The sequence below is a fragment of the Haloarcula sp. CBA1129 genome, from assembly GCF_008729015.1.
Taxonomy (GTDB): domain Archaea; phylum Halobacteriota; class Halobacteria; order Halobacteriales; family Haloarculaceae; genus Haloarcula.
Genome location: NZ_RKSM01000001.1, coordinates 1,141,850 through 1,156,151 on the forward strand (window position 1 = coordinate 1,141,850; position 14,302 = coordinate 1,156,151).

The following is a 14,302-nucleotide window of genomic DNA, read 5'->3' on the forward strand; positions in this document are numbered from 1 at the left end:
GGTGATCTAATGGGTGCGTGGTGGGGCGATCAACTTCTTCGCCCACGGTGTGATGTACGCGATCCACGTCGCCGCCTACGAGAAGATGCAGCGCCTCGACATGACCTTCTTCGACAACAAGGAGACTGGCGAGATCATGTCCGTCCTCAATAACGACACTGAAAATCTCGAGATCGTCTTCGACAACGTCCTCGGCGACAGCGTTCGGATCGGCGTGATTGTTGTCGGTGTCATGGCGGCACTCCAAAGGGATGCAACTCGAACTGCCGCCAAGCATTGACTACACGTAGTCACGCAGTCGGTTCGACGAACTATCTTTTGATTGGTCAGACCTTTTATTACTATTCTCAGTAGACGACGCTATCAGCCGTTTCAGCGTCGACAGACGGTATTACCGAGATTTTGTCCGTTTGGATGGTATCTCTGACAGTGGGTTGGAGACTGTCGTGTACGGTTGTTCACCGTTGGACCCCATCATTCGCATGGCAGTCAGTGGTTTATGCACCAGCTGTGGTGCAAACAGCGACTCGCGGTCGGCCGAGACGCGAACATCAGGAACCGACCGGTCGGCAGCCAGACGGTCGAACACCCGCTCACAGCGATCTCTCACCAGCGACCAGCAGTCGTCTGTGTCGACCGGTTCCGTTGCGACAAGTCGGCCGATCAACTCACCCAGATGGTTCTGGAACAGGGAGTACCACAGCTTCTCACGGGCTGGCTGTGGGTCGGCTGTACAGATCTCCGACTCGGGATAGAGGTCGAAGCCGAGATCACCGACTCGCGGTATGCAGAGACTGACATCGCCGAAATCACTACACAGTGCGCCTGTGGGACGACCGTCGTTGAAAACGATGGCCGTATTCTGGAGGTGGGCTTCTAGCGCAATACCCTGCTTCACGAGGAGCGTGAGTGGCCCGGGAATAACAGCGTCGAGATACTCCTCGAGAAACGCCCTGACTGTCTCAGACCGATCTGCCGTCATCATGTTGGTGGCAGTGGTATCGATGAGTGCAGCGAGAACCGACTGATCGCCCGATGGCGGACAGGAGAGGATACTCGCAGCCGTTACTGCCTGTTCGCAGTCAGCGACGATCGAGTGGGCTGCAGGGGGGTGTCGAATGAGTGATCCGAGATGACGGGCATCGTCGTACCCCTCTCCGCCAGAATAGGGGCCATCAGGTGGGTGATAACAGGCGGCAGCTGGTTCGGTGAGGACTCCGAAGCGGTCGAAGGATTCGGTTTCACACCGCTGTCTGATGAGTTCTCCGAGCGGTGGGCCGTTGGCAACGACGCTTGGCGACAGTGTTCGGACCGCGTTGGTCGTCTGGACGCCGATGGCGAGTTTGAGGTGTGGCGGAGCAGTGAGCGACGTTTCCTCGGGATCAGGGACGACTGTCCGAAGCGATAACAGCGGTGTTGCCGACCGCGAATAGTCTACAATGGGGACAACGTGATCTCTTCGGCACGCCTCGGCATAGCGCTCCGGCACCACATGTCTGAACTGCCACGGGTGAACAGGGAGAACGATGTAGTCACTCCGGTCACGACCAGCAGGGAGTGACTGTTCGACCGCTGACGCCAACCCGGGGAACAGCTCATAGAGCCACTCGGTGATCGATCTCTCCTCGGCCGACACTGACAGCGTGTGCCTGCTGTGGACCGCAACAAACCGGAGGGAGATTAAATCGGTGAATTCCGGCGTGAACGACAACAGCTCCGTCGGCGACATATTCCGCCGCAGTTTTGCACCTGGATGGATCGGGTGCCCGTCAGTCACGAGCCGATCAAAAAAGGCACCAGTGTCGGCGGCCCGACGTGGCCGGTCAGCTGTCGGCACCGGCGTTTGGTCGAGATCGTTCCAGAGAGTTTGTCGTCCAAGATGCGCCAACGCGAGGTTTGCAACGCTCTCGCCCACCTCCGAGCGGAAGCGGTCGGCGTCGTCGGCCGTTGGAAACGCTTCTTCCCGTTCGAGAAGTCCCACGATTGTTTCTGGACTCCCAACTGGCTTGACCTCATCGGGACGGCAGATCACGGCCCACCCACCAAACCGAAAACGACCGTACGGTCCACTCGTTATCACAGGAGCAACGACCGAAGCCGACACAGTCGGAAACCGGATCACAAGCAACTGTTCGGCCGCACCTAGATCAGGAACGCGCTCTATGAGTGTCGCTACATCGTCTGCGCCTGGAACCGTGTCTCCAGGCGCTGTCGTGGCCCCATCGATGCTGACGGTCACTGGCTCCGGAATACCTGCTGGGGCATCCCGGGCCAAGCCACCGAGTAACCGTTCGAGGATCGATCGTCTGGCGTCGACCAGTTGGCGGCGGTAGCCCTTGTCAGCCGGGTGCCTAAATTCGTGTTGGTCAGCATAGTAGCAGGCCGCAGGCAGTGCGCTCCGTTCGTGCTCCGTCAACGCCATGTGGGCGAGCATATCACTCTCACCGTTCGTATCGGATAGTAGATGTCTTGTCATATGTCTTTATTTTAGGGTGGCCTAAAAATTGTTTCGTATCCGATCGTTGGGGGATTTGGTGTTGGTGGTCGTTACGTGTTACTTAGAGAGGATTTTGACGCCTGCTCGAGGAACTCATTGGGAAGTGAGTCGGTTTCGCCCGCCTGGACCCTCCAGAGGTTCGCATAGAGACCATCTTCGGCCAGCAGCTCTTCGTGGCTGCCACGCTCGACGATCCGTCCGTTATCGAGTGCAAGGATCGTGTCGGCATCCTTGATTGTCGACAGCCGATGAGCGATGGCGACAGTGGTCCGGTCAGTCGTGACGCGATCAAGCGACCGCTGTATCAACGCCTCCGTTTTGGTGTCGACGCTGGCTGTCGCCTCATCGAGTAGGATGATATCGGCGTCCTGGAGAATGACTCGTGCCAGCGCGATCCGTTGGCGCTGTCCGCCGGAGAGTTTGACGCCCTGCTCGCCGACGCGGGTGTCGTATCCGGACGAAAGTGCCTCGATGAATGTGTGGGCCTCGGCAGCCCGGGCGGCCTCCCTGACCGCCTCATCACTCGCATCAAACTGTCCATACCGAATATTTTCGGCCACAGTTCCATCGAACAGTACCGTTCCCTGACTGACGTAGCCAATAGACTCACGGAGATCGCCAAGGCGGACATTCTGTACGTAGTGGCCATCGATCCGGACCGTCCCCTCGTCGGCATCGTACAGTCGCAACAGGAGCTTGGCGACTGTCGATTTACCGGCTCCCGTAGGACCGACCAGCGCTATTGTCTCGCCCGGCTCAGCAGTGAAACTAATACTGTCGAGGATCTGCTCGTCAGCTTCGTACGCGAAGCTCACGTCTTCGTATTCGACACGGCCATCGGCGGCCTTGAGCGAAACGGGGTCGGTCGACTCGTGGATGCGGACCGGGACATCGAACAGGCCACAGATTCGCTTGCCCGAGGCGCGGGCGTTTTCGTACCAATCGACAATGTTTGACAACTGTGCGAGGGGTGCAGTGAGCTGTTGGACCAACAGAATGAAGACGACAAACTCGCCAACGCTGAGTTCGCCGGAGAACCCCGGCGGCGGACCCGAGAACACCCAGATACCGCCGATAATGAACGTTGTGAGCAGGGCGGCACCGGTCAGCAGTTTCATTCCCGGCCGGTAGAGGAACGCCAACTTTGAGACGTTGACTCTCGCCTCGAACAGTCCGTGTGAAACTCCCTCCATCCGCCTGTTTTCGCGCGTGGCCGTGTTCGCTGTTTTGACGAGTTCTATCCCACTGATCCCGTTTTCGATCTGTGTGTTCAGCTTCCCGATCTTTGAGCGTAGCGTCGCATACCGTGGCTCAACGACGCGCATGAACCACCACGTAAAACCGACGAGAAACGGAACAACAACCAACGTAACAACAGCGAGTTGCGCATTCGTGTGGAACAATACGACCGAGATGCCCACGACAATGGCGAGGATACGGACAGCCTGGCTCAGAGCGTTGTCGAGGAACCGTTCGAGATTCGAAGTGTCGTTGTTGAGGACGGACATGATCTCGCCGGTCTGTATGTCGTCAAAAAACGACATATCCAACCGTTGAAGCCGTGCGTAGGCATCGATGCGGATCTCGTGTAACACTTTGTATGCGAACACGTTCATTGCCACACCACGCACCCACGTCAGCGAGGCCGTGATACCGAGTGAGGCACCGATGAGCGTCACTGACAACCAGAACTGCGCGCTCTGTTCGACAGGCAGCCACGCTGTTGGGACCAGCGGGAGTCGGTACGGGCTTTGTCCGGTGAAGATGGCGTCGATGGTCGTCCCGAGGATAAGCGGCGTCACGAGCGTCGCAGTGTGGGCACCGAGGCTGGCCAACAACCCTACCCCGAGCCAGCTGGCCTCCGGGCGGCCGTAGTTCAAAAACAGCCGGAGAAGGGGACTTGTCACCTCCTGTTGGCGTGCCCCGAGTTCACCTGTGCCGGAATCAAATTTACCTGAACTCACAGCTGTAACTCACCGCGTTTTAGGTAGCGGTTATTTATCGAGACTGGTGGGGCTGTCAGCCGTTCAGAGCCACCATCTCCAGTCGCGTGGCGTGTTGACTGCATTCGTCAGTTAGAGGTGTCCTTGAATGATGTCTGTCACCCGCTGGCGGTCGAACAACTGTTTGTCGGCGGCCACCTCGGGGAACTTCTTGGCGTCGAACTCACCGAACTCTTCGGGATACAGCTGTTGAGCGACCACCTCGGTCTGGAGCAGATTCACCAGTGGCCCCTGCGAACCGAACGCACCGGGGTAGACGTTGCCCTTCTGGACCGCGCTGAGCCGGCTCCCAGTAGAGTCCTCTTCGAACGGCGTCACGAATTGCTCGGCGAACGCTTCCGGGGAGAAGCTATCGGTGTCGCCAGTGGTGCCGATCCCCCAGTGAACGACGATAACCTCGGGGTCGACTTCGAGCAGTGTTTCGTAGTCGATAGTTCCTGATTCGATGTGGTCTGCGGTGAACGCACTCCGGATATCGAGATCCCGATACGGCTTCAGCTCGACGCCCTCGACCTGCGTCCGCATCGGATAAAACGTCCCTTCGTTCGGGTTCGACGCGCTGTTGATCAGTGCGATTTCTGGGCGTTCGTCAGCGGGCGGGAGCCGGGATTGAACCTCCTGGTGAAGCTCGTCGTGAACCTCAGCGAGCGCCTCGTAGCGTTCGCGCTCTTGGAACAGTTCTGCGAGCCGTTCTAACGCTTCGTACATCGAGTAGAGTTTGTAGTCGTGCCACTCGCGGCGGCGGAGGATGTTGTTGCCGAAGAACGGAGCGACGTTCTCGCTGATCTCGTCGGTGTCGGACTCGTCCCACGACTCGTCCCACCCGGTGCTGTGCATGTAGTTGGGGTCCATCAGGATCACGTCGGGATCCTGCTCGTAGAAGATTTCCTTGTCCCAGTTCGTCTGCGACAGCGACTCCGTCTCCGAGAGCGGTGGAACATCGAGTCCGAACGGCTTGAAGAGAAAGCCGGGAATCATGTAGGCCGAGGTCAGGAACCCCTCGCGCTGGCCCAGCGCAAAGGCCATGTCGGCCCACTCGCCGTTGTTGACGATGTAGGTCTCCGGCACCGATTCGAGGGTCTGACAGCCTATCGGCTCGATACAGGCCTCGTAGCTGTCTGCCTGTTCTGTTGTGGTCGACTCATCGGAGTCGCCCGTGTTGTCTGATTCGGTACTCGACATACAGCCAGCCAGTGCTGCACCGAACGTGAGGCCCGTCCCCGCGAGTAGCTGGCGGCGTGTTACTGATTTGTGACACACCATATTTTTAGGCCCTCCTAAAATTACTTAATCCTTGTCGTTTCTGTTTATCAGAACCATCCAGCCCTACGAAGAGTCGGGCCGACAGTCGGAGGTTCTTACCGATCGAGCGATGAGTTCCGCAGCAGACGCTGTCTGTCGGCTCAGTCAGATCCTCATTCCCCACTGGGACCGCCACTGGATGTGGGGTTACTGTCGGTTGACCTCTGAGAGTGGGTTGGAAAGCGTTCCATGAGTTGCTACGTCCGGACGGGTGGTCGTATCCTCGTAACCGTGTCTCATCATGCGGTTACGGTTGAGACAGTACTTTTTGAACCGTGGACGGTAGAGATCGAACAGTTCGAACCGGGCTTCGAGTTCGGGGAACCGGGATTGATACTCGTCGATGGCCGCTCGGATCTGCTGCCAGAACCGTTCTTCGGAGTAGTTGTGGTGACGAGCCAGCAGATCGGCCATATACCGGAACACACCGACCAACAGCGTGCCGACGATCCGGTGACAAAGTGATTCCGGCCGTGCCTGATGAAGGATATGGTGTTTGTATCGGTCGTCGTCTCGAAGCTCGTTCGGGAGCATGGCTGTCAGCTCCGGGAAATCGCGGTCGCTGATGGCTACCTCGTCGACAAAATCCTTCACAGCGATCCGTGTCGGATACCCATCGTCATGGATGAGGACGACGTTCGTCCCGTGGGGCATGAACACGAGTCCGTACTTGTAGAGGTAGTGGAGCAAGGGATCGAGGAGTGTGCCGAGGAACTCGTCAAGCCAGGCTTCGAGGTCGAGACCGGCTTGATCCGCCAGCTGCGAGACGACCGGCGTGCCGTCGATATCTTCGTGGATGAGCGCAGCCAGCGTGAGTGGGCGCTCGTCGGCATCGATAAGCGATGTCACGCTCTCCCGCCAGACACAGCCAAGCAGTTCGTGGTACTGGTAGGGAGCCTCGTCGAACTGTGAGAACGTCGGATGTTCGTAATTAACGCTGGCAACCTCTCCCGGAAGTAACAGCTTGCAGTCGTCCCGGAGGAAGGCGTCGTTGTCCCGGATCGACTTTATGAACTCGGTTACTGCCGGGGCAGCCTCGGCCTGCTCGCCCAAAATCCCCCGATAGACGTTGGTGTTGAGCACTCGGATGGGGAGTTTCACGTGGCGCTTTTCCGAGTCGGTGACATTCGAGAACGTCCGGATCGACTGCTGGGGAAGATATTCGTCGGGTCCCTCACCCAGAGGGACGATCTTATCGGTTGCGATATCCCCGGCGAACAACTGGACGATGCTGTCGTTCCACTGCCAGTCGTGGACCGGCAACAGGAGGTAGTCGGCCGGATCGAGTCCGCGGTCGACCAGCTGCTCGCGGAACTGGTCGTAGTAGTCACCCAGTTCGTCGCTGAGTAACCCAGCGTGCTCAAGGCCCTCAATGGCCTGAAACGTCCCCCGGTCACGGCTCACCGCGATCCAAGAGAGACGCTGGCGCTGTTTCGACTCGGGGGCGTACTGACAGTAGTCGTCGTAACCGAACCCGATCCGCCCCTTGTTGTACGTGTACCATGGGTGTCCCTCCATCTCCCCTTCGACCGCTGCATAGGGGAGTTCGAGTATCGATTCCGCGTCGTGTTGGCTTTTTCGAGCATGAAGGTGGGCGTCGGCGATGAGAGTGTTGTTATACTCTCTGACGAGGTGGGAAGCAGTCGTTGGTTCAATACCGATATACTCCCGAGCGTCGAGCAAAAACTGGATGGGGTCGCTCGCCGACTGCCACTCCCCGCTGCCGTTTCGTCGACGGATCGTTCCATTCCGGACGCGGTAGCTGTCGAGGGGGCGCTGCTGGGCCGCAAATCGGTATTCGACGCCGTCGGTCAGCCCGAGGTGGTACTGCGTCCAAGAGTCGCCGGGTTCGTTCTCGTCGGCAGGAACTGTCTTCGTGGGTACTGGAAGTACAATATCCTCGTACATGAACTCCGCGAGTACCTTCAGAAACAGGTCGCGGTTGACGGCTGTCCAAATCTCCTCGGTAAGTGCCGACTCGAGTTGCGGGCGGTTCTGCATTACTGTTCCTCCATGGTCGGTTCGACGGATCGATGTGATCTAGCCCAATCGGTTCGTACTGGTCGGGACGCCATACTTTTTAGGTCTACCTAAAAATATAAAACCTTTTTGACCTTCTTCTCCAATTTGCACTGTATTCTGACTGTTGTTTCTACGGGAAGCCTTTTAGGCTCGCCTAAATAACTGTTGGTACAGGTGTACGAATGACGTCTACAAACAGAGTAAGCGAGATATGTACCGATGAGGAGATCAATCTCATTCGCCTGTTGTTTGTTACCCAAAGCGGGGCGATCAGGGCTCATGCAGTCGATATCGAGAAAGTCGACTCGGCGGTCGAAACCGGTATCACGATCTCCGAGTTGGTCCAGACGTACAACGCGTTTGGTCGACGCGACAAGGACGGTCGGTTCGACGCGGCGGGAGAGGTGATACTCCACCCCGATCGGGAGACGTTTCGGCGGCTTCCGTACGCCGCGCGCGCTGGGGCGATGCTGTGTGATATTGAGACACTCGACGGTGAGCCGTGGACCGTCGACGCACGGTCCTCACTGCGAACACTCCAGACGGAGTTCGCCGACGCCGGGCTGGCTCCGTCTGTTGCGTTCGAGAGCGAGTTCCATCTGTTCGAACAGCAAGACGGAGAGAGCCAGCGTGTCGACCATCGGGGTGCCTATTCGACGGCAAGCACACGGGAAACCCACGAAACGATTCTGGCGATCACTGACGCGCTCAAGGCACAGGAGATTCCGGTCGAGAAGTACTATCCGGAGTACGCTGCCGGAAAACACGAAATCGTCACCGGACACCGCTCGGGACTCCAGGCGGCCGACGACTGCGTGTTGCTCCGGGAGACGGTCGACAGCGTTGCGCGCAAGCAGGGTTACCAGTCGACGTTCGTTCCGAAGCCGTTCGATAACGCGACTGCCGGCTGCCACATCCACGTCTCCCTGTGGGACGACGACAACGTGATGTACGACGCCAATCAGGAGGGGCTTAGCCGGACCGGGCGGCAGTTCGTCGCAGGCGTACTCGAACACGCGCCCGGACTCTGTGGGCTCACCGCCCCGGCGGTCAACTCGTATGCCCGCCTGCGTCCGCAATACGGTGCAGCCGCCTTCGTCTGCTGGGGACGGGGCAACCGCGAGGCACTCGTTCGGATTCCGGCCCCAGACCCACAGGATCCGGCGGGCTCGACACGGATCGAGTTCCGGGCGGCCGACAACACTGCTAACCCATATCTAGGGCTGCTCGGGCTGTTAGCAGCCGGACGCGACGGGATCGAACGCGACCTCGAACCGCCGGAACCGGTTGCCGTCGACCCCGGATCCCTCTCAGAAGGTCAACGAGTCGACCGTGGGATCGACCGTCTCCCCCGGACGCTCGGCGAGGCACTCGACGCACTCGAAGCCGACACGACGTTCCAGGAAGCGCTTGGCGATGATCTCTTCGAGACGTATCTCGGCGTCAAACGCAGTCACTGGGAGGCCTTTACCCGGAGCGCCAACTCATGGCAACGTGATCGGCTCCGGAGCGTCTACTGACTCCCGCCGGAGACCTCGTTATCTGTGGAACTGATAGTTCGAACTCACAGTTCTCCGACATATTACTGGTATCAAAGCTTTTATGAATTTTTAGGCCAACCTAAAAACACATCATGCAAACAAACAATCCGGATGACCAGCCATCGTCGGCCGACTCACCGCCGAGGTACGATCATTCGAACGAACAGCTGCGGCGGAGTCAGGCCGCACGCGAGTCTAGTGCTCGGACATATCCACGGTCGCTGCCGTTTGCGGTCGAGCGTGCACAGGGTGCCGAGATCGTCGATGCCGACGGAGAGACGTATATCGACTGTCTTGCCGGGGCTGGGACACTCGTGCTCGGACACAACCACCCGGAAGTGATTCAGGAAGTCGAGCGGCTGCTGGCCGAAGACAGACCTCTCCACACGCTCGATGTAACAACACCCGAAAAGGAAGCATTCGTCGACACGCTGTTCGAGAGCCTGCCCGACGAGTTCACCGACACCGCCAAGGTACAGTTCTGCTCGCCCGCAGGCACTGATGCGGTCGAAGCTGCCCTGAAGCTCGTCAAAACCGCGACAGGAAACCGGAGCGTCCTCGGGTTTCAGGGCGGCTATCACGGGATGACCAATGGGGCACTCAGTCTGATGGGAGATACGGCGGCCAAGGAGGCGGTGCCGGGACTGATGTCGAACGTCCATCATCTTCCGTACCCCGACCCGTACCGACATCCGTTCGGCCTGGATCCGACCGACCACGAACCGGTGAGCCGGTTTCTCGAACGGGTAGTAACCGATCCTGAAAGTGGCGTCACCGACCCTGCCGGACTGATTCTCGAACTGGTGCAGGGAGAAGGCGGTGTCAACCCGGCCCCCGTCGAGTGGATCCAAGAGGTGCGGCGGATCACCGCCGAACATGATATTCCGATGATCGTCGACGAGATCCAGACCGGGATGGGCCGGACGGGCGAAACGTGGGCCTTCGAGCATGCAGGCATCGTGCCAGACGTGATCACCTGTTCGAAGGCGATCGGCGGCGGCCTCCCGCTTTCGGTCGTTATCTACGACGAGTCGCTCGACGAGTGGGAGCCGGGTGCCCACGCTGGCACCTTCCGTGGCCACCAGCTCGCAATGGCAGCCGGACGAGCAACTATCGACTACGTACTCGAAAACGATCTCGATGAGCATGCCGCAACGGTCGGCGAGCGCCTCCGGAATCAGCTAACCGATATTGCTGCGAACGTTGATGCCGTTGGTGACGTTCGAGGACGGGGGTTGATGCTCGGCGTCGAGTTCGTCGATCCGGTGGCTGGCGGCGAACTCCCACCGCCTGACGGTGAACTCGCATCTGCAGTCCAGACGGCCTGTTTCGACCGAGGGTTGGTGATCGAGACTGGCGGCCGTGACTCCGCAGTCGCGCGCTTTCTGCCTCCACTGACTATCTCTCGCACACAGGTCGACGAGATCGCCGACCGGTTCGAAGCAGCCGTCGAGGCGGCTGTCGACGATCACGTCGGAGGGAATCATGCGTAACCGCGAGGCTGCCGAGCAGGATGCGGGCCCCGCAGGAGAGACTGCTACCGAACCCGATGGGCGCGTGCTTGCCGAGGAGCTGTTCCTCGGGACTCCGGAGGGTAACGAAGCCTACGAGGCGGCGATAGAGCACTGTTGTGAGGCGGTTCTCTCGGCAGTTGGTGAGACGGACAGCCCCTATTCGGGCAGTACGTACGCGGCACTTCGGGACCGACTCGATCAGGAAACGATCCCCGAGTCGGGCCGGGATCTCGAAGCGGTGATCGCCTCTGTCACCGATGATCTGCTCGAAGAATCGGTCTACCCGAGCAACGAGGCCTGTAGTGCACACCTCCAGTGTCCGCCGATGGTTCCGGGGATGGCTGCCGAGGCATTGCTGTCGGCACTCAACCAATCACTGGACTCGTTCGATCAGGCTCCCGCCGCCACGGTACTCGAAGAGCAGCTGATCGCGGACTTCACAACGCTGTTCGACCTCGGGGAGGGTGCCGATGGCGTCATCACGTCGGGGGCGACACAGTCGAACCTACAGGCGTTGCTTCTCGCACGCAACTGGTATGCTAGCGAGATGTTCGACCACTCCGTACAGGCGTCGGGTCTTGCGCCAGAAGCCGACCAACTGCGGATCCTGACCTCTGCGGACGCCCATTTTACTGTTGCACAGGCGGCCGCCCAGCTCGGTCTCGGCGAGGATGCCGTCGTCGCGGTGCAGACTGACGACGACCATCGGATGGACCCCACCGCTCTCGCCGACGAACTTGCCCGGCTACAGCAGGCCGACTGCCGACCGTTTGCACTCGTCGGGACGGCTGGCACGACTGACTTCGGGAGCATCGATCCGCTGGCGGAACTCGCCGACCTTGCCGACGAGCACGACCTCTGGTTCCACGTCGATGCAGCACTGGGCGGTGCACTCGCGTTGAGTGAGAGCCATGCCGACAGGCTCGACGGCATCGAACGGGCGGATTCCCTCGCCGTCGACTTCCACAAGCTGCTGTACCAGCCGATCTCCTGTGGGGCCTTCCTGCTGGCCGAAGGCAGTCGGTTCGAGCTGATGGGACGCAACGCCGCCTATCTCAACCCAACAGACGACCAGGTACCCAACCTCGTCTCGAAATCACTCCAGACGACACGTCGATTCGACGCCCTGAAACCCTACGTCGCGTTTCGGACTGTTGGCCGCGACGGAATGGGAGCACTCGTCGATCGGACGGTCGATCTCGCGGGGCGAGTCGCGGAAGTCATTCACTCGGAACCCGCCTTCGAGCTCGCCTGTCGCCCAACGGTCAACATCGTCACCTTCCGGTACACGCCGGAGCGTGACCATCCCACGAAACCCCCCGAGGAGTTCGCCGACAAAATAAACAGCCGGACGCGGGAGCAGCTGTTCGGCTCCGGAGACGGCGTCGTCGCCCGAACCGAGGTCGAGGGCCGCGTCCACCTGAAGTTCACACTCATGAATCCACGCACCACAGTCGAGGATATACGCGAACTGCTAGTCGAATTGAAACGGCATGCTAGTCGGGCCGAGACGGCGATGCTCGATCCGACGGGCGGCTCGGCCGATGATATCGATACCGCTCCTGTTCGGGGATTACCCACGGAGGTGGAACAATGACTGGCGTAAGTGCAGGCTGCGAGACGGCGGCCGACCGCGCGGAGTCGGCAACGCTACACGCGTTTCTGAACTGCTACCTTCAGGAGACCGATGCAGGCGAGATCGTCGACCGGGGGCGCGCGCTCTCGGATCCGGATACCGACGGGAAAGCGGTCCGTGTCCGGTTCCCCCGACAGCGTATCGCGGTGGTCGTGCCACTACGCTACGAGTCGCCGACCGGTCGACATCTCTTCGAGCTGCCGGCCTACAGTCTGACCACTGACTCGGCTCCCGAACCGATCGATACTGGAACGCTCGCGGCACTGGGCCGACGGGAACTCGCGCTCTCGGCTGATGGTGCTAGTCTGACCGAGGGGATCGACCTCCTCAGGCGACTGCTCGCCTCACGGAGCGCCATCGAACGGTTCGTTCGCCAGCGCGACGACAGCTGCCGGGCTCCGAACGAGATTCCGTTCCACGAGGCCGAACAGTCACTCGTCTACGGCCACCACCTCCATCCAACCCCGAAGAGTCGGGAGGGAATCGCCGATCACGATGCCCAGACGTACGCGCCCGAACTGAACGGATCGTTCCAACTCCGGTATTTCGCCGCCGATCCCGCCGTCGTCTCCCAGTGGTCGACCGATGACAGAGAGGTCACCGAATGGCTCCAGACAGGGCTTGCCGAGGCAGCGACTGATCTCCCACCCCGTGCCGAGGATGCGATCGATGACGGCCGTCTGCTGATTCCGACACATCCGTGGCAGGGGTCCTATCTCGAATCCCAGCCGCATGTTGAGCAGGCACTTGATACGGGGACAATCACCGATCTCGGCAGCTTCGGGCCGACGTTCTACCCAACCACATCGGTTCGCACACTGTGGTCTCCGGAGGTTCCGTTCATGGTAAAAACCTCACTCGCTGTCGAAATCACGAACGCCGAGCGCACGAGCAAGGTGCCGGAGTTGAAGCTCGGTGTGGCCGCAGCTGAACTGCTCGACACTGGGTTCGGCGATCGACTCGACGACCGCTTCCCGCGGTTCTCGATCCTAGAAGATCCAGCAGCACTGACACTCGGTCTCGGAGAGGGTCCGGAGTCCGGGTTCGAAACAGTGCTCCGTGAGAACCCGTTCCGCGATGAGAAAGCACAAAACGTCTCACCCGTTGTTGCGCTCTGCCAAGACGGTATCACTGGCCCGTCGCGTCTTGGGCGAATCGTGGAAAATATTGCAGAACAGACCGGCAAATCGACCAACAGCGTCGCCCGAGAGTGGTTCCGTCAGTATCTGGCTGTCACACTCAGACCAGTGATTTGGACATACTTCGAACTCGGTATTGGCCTCGAAGCCCACCAACAGAATACACTCGTTCGACTCGACAGCGATGGATGGCCAGTCGAAGGATTCTACCGTGATAACGAGGGGTTCTACCTCCCCGAGTCACGCCGTGAGGACGTCGAGCAGTGGCTTCCGGATCTCTACGACCGGGTCGATACGGTCTGCCCGGACGAGACAGCCGACGAATGTATCCGCTACTACACGGTTCTCAACAACGCCTTCGGCGTGATCAATGCGCTTGGAGTCGCCGGACTCGCCGACGAGACAGCACTTCTCGAAGATCTACGTGCCGAACTCACCGACCTCGCAGCGAACGAACCATCCGAATCAACGTTCGCCACAGCATTGCTCGAAGAGCCGTGTATCCCCTGTAAGGGTAACCTCCGCACGCGATTCGAGGGTCGTGACGAACTGGCGGCACCACTCGAAGAAGAGTCCGTCTACATCGGTGTCGAAAACCCATTAGTTACGCAACTGTCGACCACTCACAACTGATTTCCCGGGCGTTCG

General features: G+C 59.7%; 9 protein-coding genes. 5 read left to right on the forward strand and 4 right to left on the reverse strand.

Features of this window, described 5'->3' with window-relative positions; all coding sequences use genetic code 11:
- Window positions 1-13 precede the first annotated feature (13 nt).
- A complete protein-coding gene (locus Har1129_RS20930; RefSeq protein WP_225307770.1) occupies window positions 14-280 on the forward strand; it encodes an ABC transporter transmembrane domain-containing protein in 267 nt (88 codons plus the stop codon).
- Between the two features lie 111 nt (window positions 281-391).
- On the opposite strand, the gene Har1129_RS05750 is transcribed toward Har1129_RS20930, so the two are convergent.
- The 4 genes from Har1129_RS05750 to Har1129_RS05765 form a co-directional block, all read right to left on the reverse strand.
- Window positions 392-2,476, reverse strand: a complete 2,085-nt coding sequence (locus Har1129_RS05750; RefSeq protein ID WP_151099789.1) for an IucA/IucC family siderophore biosynthesis protein — start codon at window positions 2,474-2,476, stop codon at window positions 392-394.
- A 71-nt stretch (window positions 2,477-2,547) separates the two neighbouring features.
- Window positions 2,548-4,461: an ABC transporter ATP-binding protein gene (locus tag Har1129_RS05755; RefSeq protein WP_151099790.1), complete on the reverse strand. Its 1,914-nt coding sequence runs from the start codon at window positions 4,459-4,461 to the stop codon at window positions 2,548-2,550.
- A gap of 111 nt (window positions 4,462-4,572) precedes the next feature.
- Window positions 4,573-5,763 carry an ABC transporter substrate-binding protein gene (locus Har1129_RS05760; protein ID WP_151099791.1) on the reverse strand — a complete coding sequence of 397 codons (1,191 nt, stop codon included), beginning with the start codon at window positions 5,761-5,763 and terminating at the stop codon, window positions 4,573-4,575.
- Window positions 5,764-5,949: 186 nt separating this feature from the next.
- Window positions 5,950-7,803 (reverse strand): IucA/IucC family siderophore biosynthesis protein, encoded by a 1,854-nt coding sequence (locus Har1129_RS05765; protein WP_151099792.1) that lies wholly within the window; start codon window positions 7,801-7,803, stop codon window positions 5,950-5,952.
- 203 nt (window positions 7,804-8,006) lie between these two features.
- Between Har1129_RS05765 and glnA2 the strand changes: the two genes are divergently transcribed.
- The 4 genes from glnA2 to Har1129_RS05785 all read left to right on the forward strand — a co-directional run bounded on the left by glnA2 (window position 8,007) and on the right by Har1129_RS05785 (window position 14,287).
- Window positions 8,007-9,344, forward strand: coding sequence for a gamma-glutamylputrescine synthetase (gene glnA2 / locus Har1129_RS05770; RefSeq protein ID WP_151099793.1), 1,338 nt, complete (start codon window positions 8,007-8,009; stop codon window positions 9,342-9,344).
- A gap of 113 nt (window positions 9,345-9,457) precedes the next feature.
- On the forward strand, window positions 9,458-10,858 hold the full coding sequence (locus Har1129_RS05775; RefSeq protein ID WP_151099794.1) for a diaminobutyrate--2-oxoglutarate transaminase: 1,401 nt from the start codon (window positions 9,458-9,460) through the stop codon (window positions 10,856-10,858).
- Window positions 10,851-12,476 (forward strand): aspartate aminotransferase family protein, encoded by a 1,626-nt coding sequence (locus Har1129_RS05780; RefSeq protein ID WP_151099795.1) that lies wholly within the window; start codon window positions 10,851-10,853, stop codon window positions 12,474-12,476. The genes Har1129_RS05775 and Har1129_RS05780 overlap by 8 nt, the downstream gene beginning before the upstream one ends.
- Entirely contained in the window at window positions 12,473-14,287 is a 1,815-nt protein-coding gene (locus tag Har1129_RS05785; RefSeq protein WP_151099796.1) for an IucA/IucC family siderophore biosynthesis protein, read from the forward strand. The genes Har1129_RS05780 and Har1129_RS05785 overlap by 4 nt, the downstream gene beginning before the upstream one ends.
- The last annotated feature ends 15 nt before the right edge of the window (window positions 14,288-14,302 follow it).

Coding starts and splice junctions, on each gene's coding strand:
- glnA2 (WP_151099793.1), top strand. CDS start 8,007: ATGACGTCTACAAACAGAGTAAGCGAGATATGTACCGATGAGGAGATC.
- Har1129_RS05750 (WP_151099789.1), bottom strand. CDS start 2,476: ATGACAAGACATCTACTATCCGATACGAACGGTGAGAGTGATATGCTC.
- Har1129_RS05775 (WP_151099794.1), top strand. CDS start 9,458: ATGCAAACAAACAATCCGGATGACCAGCCATCGTCGGCCGACTCACCG.
- Har1129_RS05765 (WP_151099792.1), bottom strand. CDS start 7,803: ATGCAGAACCGCCCGCAACTCGAGTCGGCACTTACCGAGGAGATTTGG.
- Har1129_RS05785 (WP_151099796.1), top strand. CDS start 12,473: ATGACTGGCGTAAGTGCAGGCTGCGAGACGGCGGCCGACCGCGCGGAG.
- Har1129_RS05780 (WP_151099795.1), top strand. CDS start 10,851: ATGCGTAACCGCGAGGCTGCCGAGCAGGATGCGGGCCCCGCAGGAGAG.
- Har1129_RS05760 (WP_151099791.1), bottom strand. CDS start 5,763: ATGGTGTGTCACAAATCAGTAACACGCCGCCAGCTACTCGCGGGGACG.